Raw genomic sequence first — 22,737 nt, 5'->3', positions numbered from 1 at the left:
GCACGGGCAGTCATCCGCTTAACTTTCAGGTACCCTGCCCTTATTCGCCCTTACACACAGGAGCCACCATGACCCCAATAGCCATCGACATTGTTTCCGATATTGCGTGCCCCTGGTGCGCCATTGGTTATGCCCGCCTGGAAAAGGCGATGGACGCCCTGAAAGACGACATGGACTTCACTGTTGCATGGCATGCCTTTGAGCTGAACCCGGACCCATCCGGTGACGGCGAACCCATCCTGCCCGCCCTGAGCCGCAAATACGGCCGCAGCGAGGACGAGATGAGAGCCAATCAGGCGCAGATGATGGATATTGCCAAGGGGCTGGGACTGAACTTCGAGAAGCTACAGGAACGTCACACTCGCAACACCTTTGACGCCCACAGGCTGGTGAAGTGGGCCGGTGAACAGGGCAAGCAGACCGATATGAAACTGGCGTTTTTCGAGGCCTATTTCGGACGCGCCGAGAATATCTCCAATCCGGATACGCTGATCCACTGTGTGGAAACGATTGGCCTGGACGGCTCGCAAGCGCGCGAGGTACTGGCGTCTGACCAGTATGCAGAGGCTGTTCGGGAGGAAGAGGCACAGTATCAGCAGGCAGGTGTGTCGGCAGTTCCTGCTTACATCATTAACCAGAAGTACCTGATATCCGGTGCGCAGGAGCCAGACACCCTGATCAACGCATTCCGGGAGATCGCTGACTCTGCGTAACCAAAACCCTTGCAACGCCCTTCCCTGGGCGTTGCAAGGTGACAGGTCGTTACTCGGATGCTGCAATCAGGCTGGCGTTGCCACCCGCCGCCGTGGTGTCCACACACAGGTGGCGCTCAATCACAAACCTCTGGTCTAGCTTGTGTTCGGTGATCAGCGGTAACAGCGCACCTTCCCGCTTCGCCAGAGCCTGACGGTACTCCTTCAGCAAGGACGGCTCAGCGCAGCTTACGGCTGCCTGGAAACCACGCGCCTGGGACAATGCCTCTGGCTCCAACAGGCCCTCAATACCCACGATCGGCAAACCGGCCTTGGCAGCACGGTCAACCGTATCCTGGGTGCCCGGCGCAACCACAACCACCTTGTTGCCCTGGGACAGAGCCATTGCAGCCTGCTCCAACGCGGTTTCCTTGTCCGGACCAAGACAGAGCACCACACCCCGGGCATGATTGCTCAGGCGGTTCAGCTCACCCGTTGGCCCCGGCAATTCCTCGGCATGGGCGTCCAGCGGTGCTGGCACATCACCGAAAACAGGCTTCATGGCTTCAATTCTGGGCTCCGGCGCAGGCGCTTTCACATCCACTACCTTGCCAATCAGCCCTTCAAGCTTCTTGATATCCACCGCTTTGGCACTGACATCCGCCGGGCGTTCAACCGTTTCGCCTTTCAGGAAACGACGCACGTACTGCGGGCCGCCGGCCTTGGGGCCGGTACCGGAAAGACCTTCACCACCGAACGGCTGAGAGCCGACAATGGCACCGATCTGATTGCGGTTAACATAGGTGTTGCCAACCTTGATACGGCTGGCGATGCGTTCGACGCGGCGGTCAACCCGGCTGTGAACACCGAAGGTCAGTCCATAGCCCTTGGCGTTAACGCTATCGACGACTTTGTCCAGGTCCTTGGCCGCGAATGTGGCCACATGCAGCACCGGGCCGAAGATTTCCTCTTCCAGCTCTTCAATGCCGCTGACACTGATCACCGCAGGTGACACGAAGTTGCCTTTCTCCGGCACCGTCATTTTCTTCATCAGCCGGCCCTTGGCTTCATATTTGTCACAGTGGTCGACAATCTTTTTCCTGGCCGTCTCATCGATGACCGGGCCAACATCGGTGGACAGTAGCCAGGGATCACCAATGCCCAATTCATCCATCGCGCCATACAGCATTTCCAGCAGGTGGTCGGCAATGTCTTTTTGCACATACAGCATGCGCAGTGCAGAACAGCGCTGGCCCGCGCTCTGGAAAGATGACGCCAGAACATCCCGCACCACCTGTTCCGGCAGCGCCGTGGAGTCCACGATCATGGCGTTCAGACCACCGGTTTCCGCCACCAGGGTGGCATCGGGGGCCATGTTCTCGCTCATCTTCTTGTCGATGCGCTGGGCCGTCGCAGTCGAGCCGGTGAAGCAAACGCCGGCGACCCGCGAATCGGATGTCAACGCCCCGCCAACCGTCGCACCGGTGCCCGGCAGCAACTGGATCACATCTTCCGGAATACCGGCCTGGTGCATCAGCTCCACGGCCCTTACCGCCAATAGCGAGGTCTGCTCGGCCGGCTTGGCCAACACAGCATTGCCTGCTACCAGGTTGGCAAGAATCTGGCCGGTAAAGATCGCCAGCGGGAAGTTCCAGGGCGAAATACACACCACGACTCCGCGCGACTCACCGCTGTCCTTGTAGCGAATACCTTCGTTGGCATAGAACTGGGCGAAGTCCACCGCCTCCCGAATCTCAGCGACGCCATCCAGCAGCGACTTACCGGCTTCGCGGGTGGCCAGCGCAAACAGCTCGTAGGCATTTTCCTCATACAGGTCAGCGACCTTGCGAAGACACTCGGCCCGCTCTTCGGCGGACCGGGCCGACCAGGCCTTGAAGCCTTCCTGAGCTGCGGTGATTGCTGTGTTCACGTCCTCCTCGGACGCCTGCGTCACATGGCCAACCGTGTCTTCCGCGTCGGCGGGGTTACGGACCATTTGCACTTCCGCACCGGATACTTCGCCAGCGATGATCGGACCGCCTTTCCAGCGATGGTCACGATAGGCGTCCCGGCCTTCGTTGATTTCCGCAACCGTCACCGGATCGGTGATGTCCCAACCCTTGGAGTTTCTGCGCTGTTCGCCGAAGAGCTTGAAGGGGTGGACGATCGCCTTGCTTGAGATATTACTGCCCATCTCTTTAACGGAGTCTATCGGGTCTTTGGCGATTTCTTCCGGCGTAATGCTCTTGTCCACGATCTGGTTCACGAAGGAACTGTTGGCGCCATTTTCCAGCAGGCGACGTACCAGATACGCCAACAGGTCTTTATGGGGGCCAACCGGGGCATAAATCCGGCAAGGCACACCACTGGTTTTCAACACTTCGTTGTGGAGTGATTCACCCATACCGTGCAGGCGCTGAAACTCATAGTTATCCACGCCTTTGGATTTGGCCAGCTCGAGCACCGCCGATACCGAGTGGGCATTGTGGGTGGCGAACTGCGGATAGATCCGGTCGGTCATGTTCAGCAGCTTGGTTGCGCAGGAGAGGAACGAAACGTCACTGCAGGCCTTGCGGGTGAATACCGGGAAACCGCTCAGGCCCATTACCTGGGCGCGTTTGATCTCGGCGTCCCAGTACGCGCCTTTTACCAGGCGCACCATAAAGCGACGGTCGTACTTCTCAGCCAGCCCGTACAGCCAGTCCAGCGCGAAGGCTGAACGCTTGCCGTAAGCCTGAACCACAACACCAAAACCGTCCCAACCGGCCAGTTCCGGGTCCGCGACCAGGGCTTCAATGACGTCAAGGGACAGATCAAGCCGATCCTGTTCCTCGGCATCAATATTGAACCCCATATTGGCCGCTGCGGCCTTCTTTACCAGCTCTTTGGCGCGGGGTAGCAGTTCGCTCATCACCCGCTCTTTATTGCCATATTCGTATCGGGCCAGTAGTGCGGACAGTTTGACGGAGATACCCGGATTCTTGCGCACATCGCCTTTGCAGGCCTTGGCAATGCTATCAATGGCATTGGAGTAGGAGTCGAAATAGCGCTTGGCGTCCTCATCGGTGCGGGCAGCCTCACCCAGCATGTCATAGGAATAGGTATACCCCTTTTCCATGTATTCTTTGGCTTCGTCCTGGGCTTCGTCGATATCACGGCCCAACACGAACTGACGGCCCATTTCCTTCATGGCCTGACCGGCAACCGTGCGAATGACCGGCTCGCCGAAACGCTTCAGCAGCTTACGCAACGTGTCACCCACGCTGTGTCGCTCAGAGTCTTTCAATAGATTGCTGGTCATCAACAGCGCCACGGTCGCCGTGTTGATCAGTGCTGAGGACGCCTTGCCTACGTGAGTACCCCAGGCGCCAGAAGTGACCTTGTCTTCGATCAGCTCGTGAATGGTCATATTGTCCGGCACACGCAGCAACGCCTCAGCCAGACACATCAGTGCAACGCCTTCCTTGGTCGTGAGGCCGTACTCCGCCAGGAATTTTTCCATAATGGTGGACTTGGCATTCTTGCGGACGCTGCGTACCAGATCGGCGGCGCGCTCCGAGATTCCATCGCGCTCTGCCCGGGTCAACTGGGCGCCAGCAATCATCTCACTAATCACCTTGTGTTCGTCCGCGAGGTAATAATTGCGGATGGCCTGCCGGCTATCGACCAGTGTGGGAGTCTCTGATTGCTGCGGTCTCATGGTTGAACCCTCTCATTTGTTTATCTTTCCCGCATTCTACCGGGAACGACAAAGACTATTTGACTGTAAAAACCATACAAGCGCGACGTTCAGGCTTTTTTGGTTAATTAAAATTTACATTTTTCCTGTGAAATGATTAATTTTCAGACGAAAACACCCTGACAGATGACTAAGCTGCCTTTGCAGCCAGCTCCCGAAGCACGCCGTGGGCCACCGAGAACACGGCACAATCCACGTCACTCGCGGCCTGCATATCAGCCAGCATCTTTTGCCAACGGCTCAACAGAGCCTGCTTGTCTTCACGCCAACGTTCAAGCGACTGCTCAGGAGACATCGATCCGCCCCCTTCGGACGCGAAGGACAGTACACTCGCGGTCAGATTCCGCAACTGGTGGTCCAGTTCGTCCCTGTAATGAAGCGTCGCCAGTACCTGCCAGTGCCCTCGGGCCTTGAAGGCACGCATCTGACGGTCCAGCCAGGTCAGTTTGAGACCTTCACCCAAGCTGAAGTACACCCAGGCCACCGACTCGAGATCCCGATCCAACTGACGGCCGATTTCGATGATATCCATCAGCCAATAGCGGCTTTCTGCAGAGGCAGCATAGGCTGCCAGTTTCTCCGGAACACGGTGTTCACAGTATTTATCATAGCGTTCCTGCCACCGACTTGCAGGAATTACCGCCTTCAGACTCTCTGTCGATGCCAGCACTTCCGCCAGTGGCTGCTGATAGTGGGCAATGCAGGCTTTCGGGTCCAGGTCAGCCCGGCGATTGTGCAGCAACCAGCTGGTACTGCGGGTAACCAGTCGAATCACATCGCTGAACAACTCCGCCTGTACGCCGGCACTGATTTTCCCGTCAAGCGCTTCAATCGCTTTCCACTGGGTCTCTACGTCATGGATCTGGAGGGAGATCAGGTAGCCGGCGGCAATCCGGCCACAGTCGGCACCGGTGGCATTACGCAGCTTGTCCGCCCAACTGATGCCCATGCGATTCACCATATCGTTGGCAATCTGCGTTGCTGCGATTTCACCGCGCAAGGGATGGGCATCGATCGCGTCTGGAAAACGCTTGAGCAACGAGCCGGGAAAAGCGGAATACAGGGCCTTGGCGAAACGATCGTCGTGAACAATAGGAGCAGCCTGCAACGCCTGCTTCAGTTCAATCTTGGCGTAGGAAATCAACACTGAAAGCTCAGGGCGAGTCAGCCCCGAAGCACGCTCTCGCCGCGAGCGGAGTTCCTCGTCGTCGGGCAGAAATTCGAGGGACCGATCAAGTTTCCCCTCTGCCTCCAACCGCCGCATCAGGCGTTCGTACTCGTCCGTAGTGGCAACCGCCCCCGTGGCGGCCAGGCTCAGAGCCATGGCCTGACGGTAATTGTTCCGCAGCACCAGCTCCGACACTTCCGGAGTCATTGCCCGGAGCATCTGGTTACGCTGCCTCAGCGTCATCTTTCCGCTTCGCACCTGCTCGTTGAGCAGGATCTTGATGTTTACTTCATGGTCCGAACAGTCCACCCCACCGGCATTATCAATAAAGTCGGTATTGGCGGCACCACCGGTTCTGGCAAAACCGATGCGAGCAAGCTGGGTGAAACCGAGGTTTCCGCCCTCACCAAGGACCCCGCATTGTAGCTGGTGGCTGTCTATCCTTACGGCATCGTTGGACTTGTCGCCGACGTCGTCATGGGTCTCGCCAGCCGCTTTCACGTAGGTGCCGATACCACCATTCCAGAGCATGTCCACCGGGGCCTGCAACAGCGCACTGATCAACTCATTGGGCGGCAGGCGGGTTTCACGGATGCCGAGGCGTGCCTGCATCTGTGGCGACACGGGAATCCATTTGGCAGCCCGTGAGAACACACCACCACCCTCGCTGATCAGTTCTGCACTGTAGTCCTCCCAACTCGATCCCGGCGTTTCAAACAGGCGCTTGCGTTCGGCGAACGACGCCGCTGCATCCGGCTCCGGATCCACAAAAATGTGCAGATGATTGAAGGCTGCCACAAGGCGAATGCGATCCGACAGCAGCATACCGTTGCCAAACACGTCCCCGCCCATGTCGCCAATACCCACAACTGTGAATTCGTCGACCTGGGTGTCGATGCCTTTCTCAAGGAAATGACGTTTGACCGACTCCCAGGCGCCCTTCGCGGTAATACCCATTTTCTTATGGTCGTACCCCTCACTGCCGCCGGAGGCAAAAGCGTCACCAAGCCAGAAGCCGTATTCCCCGGCAAGCCGGTTCGCAATGTCAGAGAAGGTCGCCGTGCCTTTGTCGGCGGCCACCACCAGGTAGGTGTCATCGGCGTCGTGACGGACCACGTCAACCGGTGGCACTACGCTGCCTTCATTCAGGTTGTCGGTCAGGTCCAGCAAACCTCGGATGAATGTCTGGTAGCAGGCAACACCCTCTTCTCTCAGCGCCTCGCGTGAGCCGCCTTCCGGAGGCTGCTTGACGATAAAGCCCCCTTTGGCACCCACGGGTACAATGACCGAATTCTTGACCTGCTGGGCCTTCACCAGCCCGAGTATCTCTGTGCGGTAATCTTCGCTACGGTCGGACCAGCGCAAACCACCACGGGCCACGGCGCCTCCCCTGAGATGAACCCCTTCCACCCGAGGGGAACACACGAATACCTCGAAACGCGGGCATGGCTTGGGAATATCCGGGATGCTGGAAGGATCGAGTTTAAGCGAGATATAGCCTTTGAACTCGCCGGTGTCCTGGCGTTGGAAATAGTTGGTTCTGAGGGTGGCCTTGATCAGTACATAAAACCGCCGGAGGATACGGTCGTCGTCAAGGCTTGTTACGGCGTCGAGAGCCTCAAGAATCCGGTTCTCGATGTGCTCGGATTCTGATTCCCGATTGTCCACTACAGGATCGAAACGAGCGCTGAAAAAGGCGACCAGCAACGCCGTGATATCCAGGTGCCGGGCCAGGGTGTCGGCAATAAAGGGCTGGCTAAATCCGAAGCGCAACTGCTTGATGTAGCGGGAGTAGGCTCGCAGCAGGCTGACTTCACGCCAATTCAGCCCCGCCGCCATCATCAACTGGTTGAAGTCGTCGTTTTCAGCGAAACCATTCCAGATTTCCCGGAACCCTTCCTGAAGTCGCGGTTTGGCCGCTTCGACATCTGCGCCACGGCAGCGGGAATGACATTCCACGGTAAAATCACTGACCCCGAACTGCTCGCCGTCACGCCGCCGAATACGATACGGGTGCTCCCCCAACACTCGCATGCCAAGATTCTCAAGGATCGGAATCACATCTGACAGAATCACCGGCTTGCCCTGACTGTAGAGCTTGAAGTTCAGTTCCTGCTCTCCCTGCTCCGATGATGTGTAGAACCTCATGGGCACATCAGAACTCAGGGCAATGGACTGGATTTGCTGGATATCGCCAGCGGCCTCCGCGACGGAGAATCTCGATCGGTAACTCGAAGGGAACCCGCCGCTGAACATCCCCGCCCAACGCTTTCCTTCCGCTTTACCCAACACCTCGGTCAAACGGCGGTGCAACGCGTCGTCCCAGGACTGGGACTCCTCCAGCATCGTCGCCACTATGTCACGCAGGTGGCCGTCACGCAGATGGCCGGAATCGTCCGGGTCGTAGTCCTCACCCTCCAACGCCTCGGAGAGCTGTTCCAGGAGGGTTTGCTTTTGAGGGGAATCGGAATGGGTCATCGGAGATCTCCGGGGATATCAACTGGGGCATGTATGACGGAACATCCCCAGTATAGACAACTCACGAAAGACTCTTTGCCCATAAAGTTTTAAAATGCAGGCAATTTGATTATATTCTTGGCTTTGTATAGCCGTATATCCATATCGAGAAATAAGTTATGGTCGAATTGGACAGGATCGATCACTCCATCATCCGCGAACTGCAAAAACACGCACGGGTGACCGTCACCGAACTGGCGTCACGTGTTGGTTTGTCAAAAACCCCCTGCCAGGTCCGTATGAGGCGCCTCGAAGAACAGGGCTATATCACGGGTTACACAGCCCTGATCAATCAGACCAAACTCGGACAGAGTCATATTGCCTTTGCCCAGGTCACCCTGAACGACACCAGCAGCAATGCCCTTGCGGCCTTTAACCATTCGGTGAAGCAGATTTCAGCGGTAGAGCAATGCCACATGATTGCCGGCAACTTCGACTACCTGCTGAAAGTACGCACGCGGAACATGGCAGAATACCGGCAAGTGCTGGGGGAGCAGATATCGGCGCTGCCCCATGTGTTGCAGACCAGCACGTTTGTGGTCATGGAGAATGTGAAAGACGCGGGGCTATGAGCCACAACGGCACCGAAAGCCCCGCTATCGGGTAAGCCGAGGATTAAACCCGCCCCAGAAACCGCCGCTCATCGACATTGACCTTAATGCGGTCGCCCGTGGAAATATGCTCGGGCACCTGCACCACCAGGCCGGTGGTGAGTCTGGCCGGCTTGGTGCGGGCAGTGGCCGAGCCACCCTTTACCGACGGGTCGGTTTCTTCGATCAGCAGGTCCACCGTAGGGGGCAAATCCAGCGCCACTGGCGCATCGCTCACCAGAACCACCATCAAGCCCTGAGTCTCTTCGTTGATGAACAGCAGCTCATCGGCAATGGCCTCGCCATTCAGGCTGTACTGCGTATAGTCCTCGCTATCCATGAAGACGTACTCCTCGCCATCCGAATAGGAGAACGTTGCTGGCCGACGGACCAGATCCGCCAGGTTCAGCATATCGGAGTCCTTGAAGGTCTGGTCGATCTTGTAGCCGGTTACAACGTCGTAAAGGCGCATGCGATACAGGCTGCCACCGGCACGCCCCTGCGGGACAGAACGCTCAATATCTTTTACGAAGTAGACACCACCTTCGTACTCGATCGCCGAATTCTTTTTGATTTCACCTGCTTTTGGCATTGCTACGGATTCCGGAATTTAAAGTGGGACAAACAGGGTGCTGATATATCATGAAGCGACGACGCTGGCGAGAGGCCCGACACCAAAATCAGGACACCAGCGCCCGCAAGTCCGCCAGAAAGCGATCAACCTGCTCCGGGGTGGTCGACCAGGAGCACATCAAACGGGCACTTCCGCCGATGAAATTGTAGAACTTCCACCCTTTGTCACGCAGCGCCGCCTGCACCGGGTCAGGCATTTCTACAAATACGCCGTTCACTTGCCTGGGGTAACGGAGCCCGATACCCGGCAAGCCTTCCAGGCCCTTCGCCAGTCGCTCTGCGCAGGCATTCGCGTGCCGGGCATTCTCCAGCCATACATTACCTTCAAGCAGCCCGCACCAGGGCGCGGAAATGTAGCGCATCTTTGACGCCAATTGCCCCGCCTGCTTGCAGCGCCATTCGAAGTCCTCTGCCAACGCACGATTGAAGAACACAACGGCCTCCCCCAGAGCCAGGCCGTTCTTGGTGCCCGAGAAACACAGTACGTCCACGCCAGCTTTCCAGGTAATCTCGGAAGGGTGCACATCCAGCGCCGCTACGGCATTGGCGAAACGAGCTCCGTCCATATGGATATTCAAGTTGAAACGATCAGCCGTTTGCCGGATCGCGCGTAGCTCGTCTGGAGAATAGACAGTACCCACCTCAGTTGCCTGGGTCAGGCTCAGGGCCTTGGGTTTGGGGTAGTGGATATCCGTGCGCTTGGTAACCAGGTGCTCAATACTCTCTGGCGTCAGCTTGCCGTTCGGCCCCTGCCCCAAAAGCAGTTTTGCACCGTTGGAAGCGTACTCCGGCCCGCCACACTCGTCGGTCTCGATGTGCGCCAGTTCGTGGCAGATCACACTGTGGAATGACTGCCCCATGGATGCCAGTGCCAGTGAGTTTGCGGCAGTGCCGTTGAACACAAAAAAGACATCGCAGTCGGTATCGAATAGGCCCCGAAGCCCATCGGCGGCTCGTTGTGTCCAGCGGTCTTCCCCATACGCCGGCTCGTCAGAACCATTCGCCTCGGCCATTGCGGACCAGGCTTGCGGGCAAATGCCACTGTAATTATCACTGGCAAACTGTTCTGACTCAGACACGGGCATACTCCTGGAAGTCTGTATCGAAAAGACTGATAAGACCTTAACTCTATTTGCAAAACTCCGAATTTGCTACTCAAAAAGTGCTTTCCTCAGCTCGTCACGACATGCCACCGAACACAGACCTACGAGTGAGAATGCCATCCGAAATTATTAATCATAATGAGATTGATTTGCATTATTTAATGCGGCTGATATGATTGCCGCCATCCAACATGAACATCCGTTCATTTCTCTCCCAGCGTTTTCCGGAGGTTTTCGATGGCCCAGTCTCCCACCCCGCACCAGCTCACGCTGGCGATCAGGCGCACACTAACCCTTTTGGCAACCTGCTCGGCAATCTGTGTTCCAGCTATCGCGGCTGCGCAGGACGATGACAGCGAACCAACGAGTCTGGAGGAGCTGGTTGTGTCCGCAACCGCTTTGAAAGTGGAAGCCCCGTTGATGGAAACCCCCCGGCCCGGCTCGGTGGTGGAGCAGGAGGAAATGGAAGAGCGCAACGTGCAGGCGCTTGATGAAACCTTCCGCTACCGTGCCGGAGTGCTCTCGGGACAGTATGGTGAGGACAACGATACCGACTGGTTGAAGATACGTGGTTTCGACCAGTCGACTTATCAGGACGGCCTGAGAATCTATCGCGAGGGGTTCTATCAATGGCTGCCAGAGCCCTTTGGCCTGGAGCGCATAGAACTGCTCAAAGGCCCTGCGTCCATTCTGTACGGCGAAGCGCCTCCGGGTGGTGTGATTAATGCCATCAGCAAGCGACCTACCGATACTGTTCAGGGCCAGATCAATCTGCAGGCAGGAACCGATGAGCATCGCCAGCTTGGGGTCGATACGTCCGGACCCGTCGGCGATCGAAACGATCTCAGCTACCGTCTGGTTGGCTTGTACCGCTATAACGAAGGCGATCTGGATTTCACCGAGAACGAGCGCTACTACCTGGCCCCAAGCCTGACCTGGGAGATGTCTGATAGCACCGAGCTCACCTTATTGGCAAGTATCCAGAAGGACGACGCCATTCCGACCAATCCGTTCAAGCTGCCATTTGGCACCATAGACGACACGCCTTTTGGCAAAGTGGACCCGTCCACCAACTACAGCGAGCCAGGCTACGACACCAACGAACGCACCCAGTCAGCCATCGGCTATTCACTGAGTCATCGCCTAAACGACACCTGGACCTTCGAGCAGGACTTCCGCTACAGCCAGGTAGACCTGCTGTTACGCAGCAGCTTTATCTTCTTCCAGACAGGTCCGCGGGAAGGTCAGCGCTATCTGGTCTACCGGGACGGCGAGATCAACAGCTGGACAATAGACAATCGCCTGGTGGGCAAGTGGTTTACCGACCGCACCGAACACACGTTGCTGTTCGGGGTGGACTATCAGGATCTTGAAAACGAGGGCAAACAGAACGGCGCTGGAGGATCTACTCCGTTTGGCGGTCCTATCGACCTGTTCGACCCGCAGTACGGCAACTTCACGCCAATCACTGCCACAGATCTGATCGTACAGGACATCAACAAGCAGCAGACAGGCTACTACCTGCAACATCAACTGCGCCTGGATGATCGCTGGGTGTTCCTGGCCGGTGGTCGCTTTGACCAGGCCGAAGTCGACAGCGTTAATCGTACGGCCGGCACACGCCAGGAAGCCGATGCTGATGAATTCTCCCTCTCCGGTGGTGTGATGTACCTGGCGGACAACGGATTCTCGCCCTACGTGTCCTACACCGAATCATTTCAGCCTATTTCAGGTACTGATGGCACTGGCGACCTTTACGAACCAAGGAAAGGCAAGCAATTGGAGGCCGGCGTCAAAATCGCTCCGGACGATCTGGATGGCTACGTAACAGCGGCGATTTACCGGATCGAAGAAGAGAATTCCCTCGGCACCAGCCAAAGCGGTTTCCAGATCCAGGACCGGGAGCGCACCACGGCTGGCTTTGAACTGGAGAGTGTCAGCTACCTGACCGACCAACTGGAACTGACCGCCGCGTACACGTACAGCGATGCCACGATCAAGGAAACCGAGACCGACAACAGCGAACGCGCAGCCCCGCTTATCCCTAGACATATGGCGTCAGCCTGGCTGGATTACAGTTTCGTCGACCACGTGCCAGGCCTGAAAATCGGCGGCGGCGCACGCTATGTGGGCTCTACTCGCGACGGCACGACCGATGTTCCCTCTTACACGGTTCTGGACCTGATGGCCCAATACGATGTAACCCGCAACTGGCAGGCACAGGTGAACGTCACCAATGTTGCGGACCGGGAATACGTCGCAAGCTGTGATTACTGGTGCTACTACGGCGAAGCCCGCAGCGTGGTTGCCAGCGTCCGCTACCGTTGGTGAAGGGCTCACACACAAACTTGCTTGACGAAATAAACCCGAACACGGCAATCTGCGTATCACGAGGCAACTTTTCACACACCCGTTGGCGACTCCTGCATGTCTGAACCGTTCAGTTCATCCACCACTGGCCGCGCCCCATCAGGCGCGGAGTCGCCATCCATGTCAGAGTCCCCCGACCAACTCAGCCAGCTTCTTAAGGGCGTTGCCGCAAAAGACCGCGCAGCGTTTGCAACACTGTATGAAGCAACGGCGCCGAAACTTCTTGGCACCATCACCCGTATCTTGAATAACCGGGGCTGGGCCGAGGAAGTCGTGCACGATACGTATATCAAGATCTGGCGAAAAGCGGATCAGTTCGACGCGTCCAAGGCCTCTGCGATTACCTGGATGGTCACCATTGCCCGCAACGGTGCTATCGACGAGCTGCGAAAGCAGCCGGCAAGTCGCAAGGCACCGGAAGATGAGCTGGAGCAGCTTGCCAGCAAAGAACCCAATGCCCAATCACAAGTGGAAAGCCAGCAGACCGTGAACCGACTGAACCTATGCCTGGAGGAGCTGGAAAAAGATCGCCGCGACATGGTGCGGTTGGCCTATCTTAACGGCTGGTCCAGAGCAGACCTGGCCACGCATTTCGATCAACCGGTGAATACTGTCAAAACCTGGCTACACCGGGCGCTGAAACAACTGAAAGGGTGTCTCACACCATGACCGACCGCGACGATCTGGACATGCTGGCAGCAGAGTTCGTCCTGGGCACACTGGATGCCCGGGAGCGGGCCACTGTGGCCGTGCGTCGGCAAAGCGAACCGGATCTCGACGAGATGATCTCTGCCTGGGAGCAGCGTTTGTCTGCACTGGCTGATGAAGTAACGCCGGTCACGCCAGACCCCGAGCTGTATCAGCGGATTGAACAAGATATCGATGCCCTCGAGACGCGCCGGGCAGGTGTCGATACTGACAGCCTCGATAAATCCAACGTGATTTCCCTGCACAAGCGCCTCCGGCGTTGGCAGTGGAGTACAGCCCTGGCGTCAGCCGCTGCCATGGTGCTGGTTGCGGTTCTCGTATTCCAACCTGCGCCAGAGCAGGGCCCGCAGTCGTTTGTGGCCGTGTTCCAACAGAATGACCAGCAGCCGGCCTTCATGCTCTCGGTAGACCTCAACAACCGTCAAATGCAGATTCGTCCGGTAACGGCCAAACCCATGCAGGGAAAATCCTACCAGATGTGGATAAAGGCCGATTCGCTTGGTCCGAATCCGCGCTCCCTGGGCGTACTTAACGACAACTTTGAGCTGGAGCGTGCAGCCCTTCGTGACTACGATCCTGAACTACTGAAGGAAGCCACCTTCGGTATCAGCGTAGAGCCCGAAGGCGGTTCACCTACTGGCCAGCCCACCGGGCCGGCTATACATGGCTACCTTTATCCCGTTGCTGATGGCACATCCGACCCTTCTCACTGATTCTTTTTTCCTTGCTGAAACTTTTGGGAATCACATCCCGTAGCTGTAGTTACACCCATCGAACAAGACATCAAGATGGGATCAACCCGAAAGCAAGGAGAACACAATGAAGAAGCATTTGATGACAAGCGCATTTCTAGCCGCAACTCTGGCTTCTGGTTCCGCATTGGCAATGGACAACATGAAAGTCGGGGTTTGGGGAGACAATCAGTCAGTTGCGGACGGCACCGTCACTGCCAAAAAAGTCGTTGCCGAGGAAAATGGCTGGCTCGTAGTGCATCGCACGGATGAAAGTGGCAAGCCCGGCCCGGTCGTGGCACACGCGCCCCTTCGCAAGGGTAAAAACACAGATGTGGCCGCCATTTTGACTGAAGACGTCAAATCCGGTGACATGCTGATGTTGATGCTTCATAGCGAAGACGGCGGCATGAAAACGGGCATTTTCGAATACACCCTGGGCGCCAAGGAAGATGGTCCCATCAAGAAAGACGGTAAGCTTGTGATGAAAACCATCACAGCGAAGTAAGCGACCGGCAAACAACTGGGTGGGGCCGCTCCCGCGGCCCCACCTGATCAGTCGGAGGGGGCATGATTACCCGCTGAAGGCTGCGCTTTCCGATACATCCAGGCCAGTCCCAGTAACGCCAGCCCAAGCCCCATAAACGCCGCCACTCGCCAAAGCCCCTGTAGGCCGGCCATATCGACCAGAAAGATCTTGGCAATCACCAGTCCCAACAGAGCCATACCAGCCTTGTAGAGCACCGCATTGTCACGCTTGGCGGAGTAGGCAATAGCGCCGATCGCGTACAAAAGGCTGACAACCGAATAAGTGTAAAGCTCACCCTCTGACATACCGAACGACAACCCCATGTCACTCCCCTGCCAGAGTTGCCGGATCTCCAGCGCGGTAAACAGCAGAAAGCCGGCAGACGCCACGCACAACGACCAGAACCGGGGCGCAAGCAAGGGAAACCGGCTGACCGCAAGCGCCAGCAGAATGGGACCACCGTAGCCGGGAAGCAGCATATTGATGATCGGTGCATCGCCAATATGGCCGCCGCCCCACCAGGGATTGTGCAGCGTCACCAGAGCGAGATAACTCAACATCGACAGCGCAACCAGTATCCGCGAGAACAACCGGTACAGCCAGGCCAGTGACTCACTTGCCCCGGCACGCACCATATAGGTCACGCCCAGTGCACCCCAGAGCAGTGTGTTGATTGCAGCCTCGGTAAAGCTGTACTGCTGGGAAAAAATATCGCCATCGTAAAGCCAGTAACGCATCTCGGCACCCAGGAACAGCACCAGTAGATGCAGGGTTGCCCCCTCCAGCCAAGGACGAATGGCGCGATCCTTCCCCGCCAGCCAGGTGGCAATGCCGGCAAACAACGTCGCCCCACCATAGCTCCAGAGTGACCAACGGAGACCGGTATCGTAATCCTGCAGCCAGGGGTTGAACGTCAGCCGTGCCACCACCAGGGCCAGGGCCACCTTCAACAGCAGGTGAAGTTCGGGCATCTGATAACGCCGCGCCAGCCAGGTAAGGCTGACAAACTGAGCAGACAGGGCGAGGGTGAGTGACGCCTCACGAACAATCATTATCGCCGCCAGGGAATAGCTGACGTGTGCCGCCATCACTGCCCAGACAACGCCCACTCGATAGCGCTGCACGCTTTCGAGCTTCCACGCGAGAACGCCGTATACGCCGCCAACCAGCAACATTGCAACCGACCAGGCGGACGACGTCTGGTGGCCGTGTATTAACAGCCAACCCAGCACCGCCCAAACCAGTGGCGACAACAGTGTGAAGGAGGCCCATCGGCGGCGATCATTCTGGCGAACCCAGTGCCATAATCCGAGCCCGGTGGAGAGTATGGCGGCCCCAATCAGGTAGGACAAAAAACCACCCTGATGCTCCGGCGCCATCTGCGTAAAATAGGTCACCTCGGTGCCATTGCGCCCGACGTATCCGAGCCATCCCAGCGCACTGACCAGCACCGCGGCCCAGGGCAGGAACCAGAGCGCTCCACGACTCTGCGGCACCAGAGCTGCGGCCGGCAATATGATAAGCCAGCTCCAGAAAAACGGGCGATCACCCTGCCCGACCATCGATAGTGCCCAGAGAACCAGCAGGGATATCAAGACTTCCCGTAAATACGGCAACGCCTGCTTTGCGCGAACCGGAACCATGGCAAACACCACAAACAGGGCGGCGATGTACCAGGCTGTTGAGGCGCCGATGGCGGCTCCGCTGGACGTGGCCAACCACCACAGAAACGCGCCGGATAACGTGGCGTACCAAAGCCAGTCCCGATAGACATAACGCATCAACATCAACGAACTGACGGTGATCAGGAAACTGTAAGACAGCACAAAAGCCACGCTGCCATCATCGCCACCGATCAATAACGGCACCAGATAGGCACCACTCAACCCCATGACAGCAAGCAACGGGCCATGAAACAGCGACAGCACCATGGTACCCAGAGACACAATAGCCAGCCCGAACAGGCCCACGGTAGGGCCGACCAGCACGTAATGGTGAACGCCCGCCAGCAATGCCGCATAGAGGGTGATACTGCCTCCACCCGCCAGCGCCGCAAATACTTCGTTTGCACCCCGGTTGCGACGACGCAGGTACTCCGCTCCCGCATGCAACGCAAGACCGCTGAATAGCGCCAACATCAATTGCTGCGATGGGCCGATCATTCCTGCGTTGATGGAGTGGCTGACCATGAAAATACCGGCCAACCCAACGCTCAGGCCACCAAGCCAGACCATCCAGTTATCCTTCAGGGCCTGGACAAAGCGAGATTTATCGCGTGACGTCGCATCCGCTCCCGGGGAGCTTGTGTCAGGAAAGGGGCTTGTGTCAGAAGAGGGGCTTGATTCAGAAGGGGCTGGCGTGTCCTCGACAACGGCTTCGTCGAGTTCAAGCTCCAGCTCCGGGGCCGGCTGGCCTTGGTCTTTTCCGCCCAAATGTTGCTTTAGATAAGTCACTTCTTCGCGCAAACGGGACACTTCCCGGTTCAGGGACTCAAGGCGTTCCGACTGATCACGACGTCGGGAAAACGCAAGAATACCCAGCACGGAGCCCACCGGCAGGAGTATGGCAAGACCAAGTGCCAGAACAATCAATAATGCTTCCATGCTGCCCCTCGTGTGTCAGGCGCCCGACATAAGGGCCCGCTTATCCAAAATAATCCTGCATCCAGTCCACCAGCGTTTGGGCACTGACCTCCGACAACGCCATGCCCTGGAACTCATCACCCACTTCATCATCGATGGTCACGAACTGATACAACAACACGCCTGGCTGGTTGTCGTGCAGGATCAACGTTATGCGGCGACGGGTGCGCAGACAGTCAATGGTCATGACATCCGCAGGAATACCCGAATCACGCATGCCCCGGCGCACTTCCAACACCGGGTTGATGTGCTCATGGGCAGCCTGGATGCGGGTATGGGCATCACTGGCAATATCGGACAAGGCTTTCAGGGGATCAACATCGGACATGCGTTGCTGCCTGTGTTATCTGGCAAGTAAATGAAACGATTGTGAACACAGTTTACCTTGAATGACCCCCAATCATAACCTGCCGGCCAACGATCGGGGTGCATCAACGCCTACACTCACCTTACGCGGGCAGCACACCGTGCCACACCGGGAGCGCCATATCCTCGGGTTCCTCTCCAGGACCGCCATCCCGGCTTTTGAACGCGCCCTCCTCGATCGGAATCCGGAACAATGCCGTCGCCTTCCGCTCCTTCGCATTGGGGGCACGCACCTGCTCCCAGCGGCCCGGTTCAATCTGATTAATGATGGCCTGAAACGCGGCGTCGAACTCACGATCATCCGACACTGGCGAGGCCCTGCCGAACAGCACCAGCGATTCATAGTTGGCACTGTGGTGGAACGCTGACTTAGTCATTACCCACTGGTTTGTCACGGCAAATGAAATGCACAACTGTTGTCCCGATGCCAGCGTCTGCGCCAACCTGCCACCGCTGAGTGTATGCAGGTAAAGGTCGTCAGCAAGACGCCAGGCCGTGATCGGGATGATGCGTGGCTCACCTTCTTCAACAAAACCCACATGCGCTGTTTTTAACCGATCGATCAGGGCGTAAGCCGGCGCCCGCTCATAACTGGCTCTCCTGGCCGCGCGCTTCACCCGACTGCGAGGACAGCAAGACAGCGGTGATGACGGCGGTGATAACGGTAGTGATAAAGGGATATCCGTGATTTCCTTCCGAGACATCGTATGCTCCTTATGCAAAGTACGCCTTTATTAGAAGCAACATCTGATACCATGGAAAGATCCAGATTATATATTTCAATAGGACCAGTTAAAGTGATTGACGATATACGGTTCGAGCACACCACACCGCTGCAAACACAGCTTTATCAACACCTGTCCCAACGCATTATCCATCGACGTTACCTGCCGGGAAGCCAACTGCCCTCCAGCCGTCAGCTGGCAGCAGACCTGGGTATCAGCCGCAACACCGTCAATGCCGTTTACGACCAGTTGAAAGCCGAAGGTTTCCTGCAAAGCCGGGCTGGTCGGGGCGTATTCGTGCATCAAGACCTCAACCTGGCCATCAACCAACCCACCGGTGGAGCCATTCAAACCACGCAGGCCATGACCTTGCCGCCACTGCCGCCGGCTCCGGCCAGCCGCCTGAAGCTCGGGGAGGACGCCAACCTGCCCTTCCAGCCCGGGCTGCCCGACATCAACGCCTTCCCCATTCGCAGTTGGAACCGAATACTGCACCATCAGGAGAGCCGAACAAGCCTTCGCGGCTATGACACAACCCAGGGTTACCAGCCATTGCGCAGAGCCATTGCTGATTATTTACGAGCTTCCCGCGGGGTGCGTTGCCAGGAACACCAAGTGATCGTGACCAATGGGGCTCAACAGGCGCTGTCGCTGATTGCAGACGTGTTGTTAGAACCCGGTGACAGGGTCTTTGTTGAGAACCCCGGCTACCGGGGCGCCCGATACGCCCTTGGTCGTCACGGCAACCCACTGCTGCCCGTACCGCTCAAGCAACAGGTTCTGGATGTCGGCGTCCTGGACAGCCTTGGCGACGCCAAACTGCTGTTCTGCACACCGACTCACCAATACCCCATGGGCGGTATTCTCGATGTCTCCCAGCGCATGGCACTGCTACAGTGGGCGCGCCGAAACCAGACGTGGATCGTGGAAGACGATTACGACAGCGAGTTCCATTTCTATAACAAACCGTTTGCAGCCATTCAGGGCATGTTCGATACCGCCCCCGTTCTCTATGTGGGTAGCTTCAGTAAGACACTGCTGCCAGCCCTACGCGTCGGCTACCTGATCGTACCGGAGGCACTCGTCGACCATTTCCTCTGGGCCAAGCGTGTCAGCGGCGGAGAGACACCGTTACTGACCCAGGCAACCATCGCCGAGTTCATCGACAGCGGCCAGTTCACACGGCATCTGCGCCGTATGCGCCAACTCTATCGTGATAAGTGGCATCATTTTCAGGCGCGGGTTACCGAAAAGCTTGGCGGCAGGCTGGCCCCTATAGCGGAAAGTGCCGGGATGCATTTGGTTCTGAAAGGCAATGTGGATGACCTTGCCCTGAGTCAGCAACTGAGAGACCTGGGCTTCGGCAGCACGGCCCTCAGCGAGCACTACATCGGAAAAACCGCGCTAACCGGGCTGGTGATGGGATTCGCGAGTGCGAGCGAGTCACAGATCGAGGCGTGCGTGGATGCACTGTGCAGACTTACCGACTACGATGAAAGATAGAAAAAACACGCTCCAACGTACTCGACGAGGATATTACGCTTATGACACTTCACCTTGAACTGGCGCCACTGATCAGCCTGGGCGCGGGCATTGGCATACTCGTGTTTCCAAAGCTGCTGAACTACATTGTGGCGGGCTATCTGATCATCCTCGGTGTCCTGGGGTTGTTGGGGCATACGTTGTAAGCCGACGCCCCATTGAGAAAATGCCACCTACTGGCACCATTTGTGGTGCGCCATTTATGTTGTTTTGCACCATGTATGGAGAGTACCGGCAGCCATGCGACGCAAAGGACAGCAACCCAATCTTCAAAGACAACTGATTGCGCTGGTGGCAGGACTGTGCCTCACGATCATCCTGACGGTGTGTTTCATGGTCGCCGTGGTGCAGGTGCAGTCGGCAATCACTGCCTATACCTGGGGCGAAAGCGTCTGGTCCCGAGCGCAGATCGATACTGTCCACCACCTCAACCGGTTTTCCGAATCTGGTGATTTTTCGCACCTTGCGAAGGCGAGACAGGCGCTGGCGGTGCCCATCGGCGATCTGCACGCCCGCGTCGCCATCACCTCCGATACGCTCGATTGGCAACGTGCCAGGCATGGTTTTCTCCAAGGGGGCAACCATGAAGAAGACCTGACCCGCATGATTCTGCTGATCCGTCTTTTTTCGTGGCTTGATCAACTGGAGCGGGCGTTAACCGCCTGGGAGGGCGCCGATGACCTGCTGTTTGAACTGGATCAGATCGGCAATGCGATGGAACGAGAGTGGTTGGCGGCACCTCCGGATCGCGAGCAACTGCAGGCCCTGCGAGACAAGCTCGCGATTGTTGACCAGCAACTGCAGGTGAATGCCCGGGAATTCCGCCTTTCCATGGGAGACGCCTCGCGTTGGGCCGCCAGTTTCCTGTCTGTTGTCAGTGCATTGTTCCTGACTCTTGTGGCGCTGCTGTCCTGGTTCCTGGGATTCCGGCTGGTGAGACTGCTCAATCGAACCGAGCAGAACTTCCGCTCGATCTTCGAGCAGTCCGCCATCGGTATCATCCAGATTGATACCGAGGGCCGAATCGTTAATGCCAATCAGGCGACCTGCGACATCCTTGGCTACCGGCCCGATGACCTTGTGCATCGCCCCTATCGGGAGCTGGTCCATCCGGAAGACTGGGACGTTGCCCGGGAAGAACGACGGGATATCAGCTTCGGTAACATCGACAGCTATACGACCGAGCATCGCATTGTTCGAAAAGACAATGACTTCTTGTGGGCCAGGCTCACCGTATCCCGCGTGTGGGATGTGCCCAGCGCTTCAGCGTACTTCACAACGGTTATGGAAGACATTTCCGAGTCTCACCGTCTGTCGACTGAATTGAGCTACATGGCGACCCATGACAGCCTGACCGGCCTGATAAACCGAAGAGCCTTTGAGCAGCAGCTTGCCAGCCATCTCGGGCACGTCCGCAACGGAGGAAAGCAACACGCCCTCTGCTACATCGACCTGGACCAGTTCAAGCTGGCGAACGACACGTCGGGCCATGACGCGGGCGACCAACTTCTGCGCCAGGTATCCGACATCATTTCAAAGAATCTACGCGAAGCGGACATCCTGGCCAGACTGGGCGGCGACGAGTTCGGTATCATTCTTCAGAACTGCGACCTCGACACCGCCCATCATGTGGCTGAAAAGGTGCGGGCCTCTCTCGACCACCTGGTGTTCTCCTGGCAGCAAACCAGCCACACCATCAGTTGCAGTATTGGCGTGGTGCCTATAACCGCAGAAAGCGCGGGCATCAGCGCCCTGATGAAAGCCGCCGACATTGCCTGTTACACCGCCAAAGACAGCGGCCGCAACCGCGTGTGCGTGATGTCGATGGACGACAAGCAGATGGCCTCCCAGCAGGGCGAGATGGAATGGCACAACCGCATTCAGACCGCGCTTCAGGACAACCGCTTTTTCCTTGAATGCCAGATAATTGCCCCGCCTACGGGCCGGGGCAAGGGGTTGCGATACGAGGTGCTGATTCGCATGCGCTCACAGGATGGTTCGGTGGTGCCTCCCAGTGCTTTCCTGCCCCCTGCGGAGCGCTATGGCATGGCATCGAGAATCGACCGCTGGGTTATCGAGAATGTACTCGAAAAACTGTCCGCCGCCCCAGAACACCTTGGTGCCTTGGAAGCCTGCCACATCAACCTGTCTGGTCGCTCGTTCGATCAAACAGACTTCGCGGATTTTGTGGTTGGCAGGTTCCACCATTACGGGGTTCCAGCGAACAAGATCTGCTTCGAAATCACCGAAACTGCCGCCGTCCATAACCTGCTGGAAGTTCAGGCCTTTATGAAACGCCTGAGCGATATGGGGTGCAGCTTTGCCCTGGACGACTTCGGTTCAGGGTTGTCGTCGTTTGGTTACCTGCGCCGATTACCAGTTACCTGCCTGAAGATCGACGGGATGTTTGTTCGCGATATCGTCACCAGCAAAACAGACCTTGCAATGGTCAGGGCCATTCATGACATTGGCCGAACCATGGACATGATCACGGTGGCCGAGTACGTCGAGTCCGAGGATGCAGCGTCGTTACTGAAGGAGATCGGCGTGGATCTTCTCCAGGGCTTCTGGGTCCATCGGCCTTCCTCACTGGATGACATCCTCGGCACGGAACCCAGCCGTCTCTCGGAAAAGGTGACGCATCTGAAGCTCCATACAACGTAGCGGTTTCCGAGGCCCCAC

The 22,737-nt window shown here is 57.3% G+C and carries 16 protein-coding genes; 9 read left to right on the top strand and 7 right to left on the bottom strand.

Annotation, left to right across the window (positions count from 1 at the left end):
- Positions 1-68: 68 nt before the first annotated feature.
- Entirely contained in the window at positions 69-713 is a 645-nt protein-coding gene (locus ACTRWH_RS08685; RefSeq protein ID WP_041334176.1) for a DsbA family oxidoreductase, read from the top strand.
- A 49-nt stretch (positions 714-762) separates the two neighbouring features.
- On the opposite strand, the gene putA is transcribed toward ACTRWH_RS08685, so the two are convergent.
- Complete coding sequence (putA, locus tag ACTRWH_RS08680; RefSeq protein WP_213479499.1) at positions 763-4,392, bottom strand: bifunctional proline dehydrogenase/L-glutamate gamma-semialdehyde dehydrogenase PutA; 3,630 nt, start codon at positions 4,390-4,392, stop codon at positions 763-765.
- A gap of 169 nt (positions 4,393-4,561) precedes the next feature.
- A complete protein-coding gene (locus ACTRWH_RS08675) occupies positions 4,562-8,077 on the bottom strand; it encodes an NAD-glutamate dehydrogenase domain-containing protein (protein ID WP_462826295.1) in 3,516 nt (1,171 codons plus the stop codon).
- Between the two features lie 158 nt (positions 8,078-8,235).
- Between ACTRWH_RS08675 and ACTRWH_RS08670 the strand changes: the two genes are divergently transcribed.
- On the top strand, positions 8,236-8,688 hold the full coding sequence (locus tag ACTRWH_RS08670) for an Lrp/AsnC ligand binding domain-containing protein (RefSeq protein WP_007152658.1): 453 nt from the start codon (positions 8,236-8,238) through the stop codon (positions 8,686-8,688).
- Positions 8,689-8,731: 43 nt separating this feature from the next.
- Here the strand turns inward: ACTRWH_RS08670 and efpL are convergent, their stop codons facing one another.
- Together efpL and ACTRWH_RS08660 are read right to left on the bottom strand one after the other, a co-directional pair.
- A complete protein-coding gene (gene efpL / locus ACTRWH_RS08665; protein ID WP_036209377.1) occupies positions 8,732-9,298 on the bottom strand; it encodes an elongation factor P-like protein EfpL in 567 nt (188 codons plus the stop codon).
- Positions 9,299-9,386: 88 nt separating this feature from the next.
- The gene (locus ACTRWH_RS08660; protein ID WP_036209376.1) at positions 9,387-10,424 is read right to left on the bottom strand and encodes a threonine aldolase family protein; all 1,038 of its coding nucleotides are present in this window, start codon (positions 10,422-10,424) and stop codon (positions 9,387-9,389) included.
- A gap of 255 nt (positions 10,425-10,679) precedes the next feature.
- Between ACTRWH_RS08660 and ACTRWH_RS08655 the strand changes: the two genes are divergently transcribed.
- The 4 genes from ACTRWH_RS08655 (at position 10,680) to ACTRWH_RS08640 (ending at position 14,759) form a co-directional block, all read left to right on the top strand.
- Positions 10,680-12,773 (top strand): TonB-dependent siderophore receptor, encoded by a 2,094-nt coding sequence (locus tag ACTRWH_RS08655; protein ID WP_286748697.1) that lies wholly within the window; start codon positions 10,680-10,682, stop codon positions 12,771-12,773.
- 159 nt (positions 12,774-12,932) lie between these two features.
- Positions 12,933-13,481, top strand: coding sequence for a sigma-70 family RNA polymerase sigma factor (locus ACTRWH_RS08650; RefSeq protein WP_227517877.1), 549 nt, complete (start codon positions 12,933-12,935; stop codon positions 13,479-13,481).
- Positions 13,478-14,233: an anti-sigma factor gene (locus tag ACTRWH_RS08645; protein ID WP_085679589.1), complete on the top strand. Its 756-nt coding sequence runs from the start codon at positions 13,478-13,480 to the stop codon at positions 14,231-14,233. Before ACTRWH_RS08650 ends, ACTRWH_RS08645 begins: the two co-directional genes overlap by 4 nt.
- Positions 14,234-14,339: 106 nt before the next feature.
- Positions 14,340-14,759 carry a DUF7282 domain-containing protein gene (locus tag ACTRWH_RS08640; protein WP_036209368.1) on the top strand — a complete coding sequence of 140 codons (420 nt, stop codon included), beginning with the start codon at positions 14,340-14,342 and terminating at the stop codon, positions 14,757-14,759.
- 47 nt (positions 14,760-14,806) lie between these two features.
- Here the strand turns inward: ACTRWH_RS08640 and ACTRWH_RS08635 are convergent, their stop codons facing one another.
- The 3 genes from ACTRWH_RS08635 to ACTRWH_RS08625 form a co-directional block, all read right to left on the bottom strand.
- The gene (locus ACTRWH_RS08635) at positions 14,807-17,383 is read right to left on the bottom strand and encodes a DUF2339 domain-containing protein (RefSeq protein ID WP_462826294.1); all 2,577 of its coding nucleotides are present in this window, start codon (positions 17,381-17,383) and stop codon (positions 14,807-14,809) included.
- 40 nt (positions 17,384-17,423) lie between these two features.
- Positions 17,424-17,750 carry a hypothetical protein gene (locus tag ACTRWH_RS08630; protein ID WP_036209362.1) on the bottom strand — a complete coding sequence of 109 codons (327 nt, stop codon included), beginning with the start codon at positions 17,748-17,750 and terminating at the stop codon, positions 17,424-17,426.
- A 121-nt stretch (positions 17,751-17,871) separates the two neighbouring features.
- Positions 17,872-18,492, bottom strand: coding sequence for a pyridoxamine 5'-phosphate oxidase family protein (locus ACTRWH_RS08625; RefSeq protein ID WP_085679583.1), 621 nt, complete (start codon positions 18,490-18,492; stop codon positions 17,872-17,874).
- A gap of 93 nt (positions 18,493-18,585) precedes the next feature.
- On the opposite strand from ACTRWH_RS08625, the gene pdxR reads away from it, so the two are divergent.
- The 3 genes from pdxR to ACTRWH_RS08610 all read left to right on the top strand — a co-directional run bounded on the left by pdxR (position 18,586) and on the right by ACTRWH_RS08610 (position 22,719).
- Positions 18,586-20,016 (top strand): MocR-like pyridoxine biosynthesis transcription factor PdxR, encoded by a 1,431-nt coding sequence (gene pdxR / locus ACTRWH_RS08620; protein WP_213479494.1) that lies wholly within the window; start codon positions 18,586-18,588, stop codon positions 20,014-20,016.
- Between the two features lie 41 nt (positions 20,017-20,057).
- Positions 20,058-20,201, top strand: coding sequence for a DUF3096 domain-containing protein (locus ACTRWH_RS08615; RefSeq protein WP_007152669.1), 144 nt, complete (start codon positions 20,058-20,060; stop codon positions 20,199-20,201).
- A 94-nt stretch (positions 20,202-20,295) separates the two neighbouring features.
- The gene (locus ACTRWH_RS08610; RefSeq protein WP_085679577.1) at positions 20,296-22,719 is read left to right on the top strand and encodes a putative bifunctional diguanylate cyclase/phosphodiesterase; all 2,424 of its coding nucleotides are present in this window, start codon (positions 20,296-20,298) and stop codon (positions 22,717-22,719) included.
- Positions 22,720-22,737 lie beyond the last annotated feature (18 nt).

The organism is Marinobacter sp. G5_S1_61_S3 (genome assembly GCF_054968585.1).
This window is presented reverse-complemented; position numbering and strand designations above follow the sequence as displayed.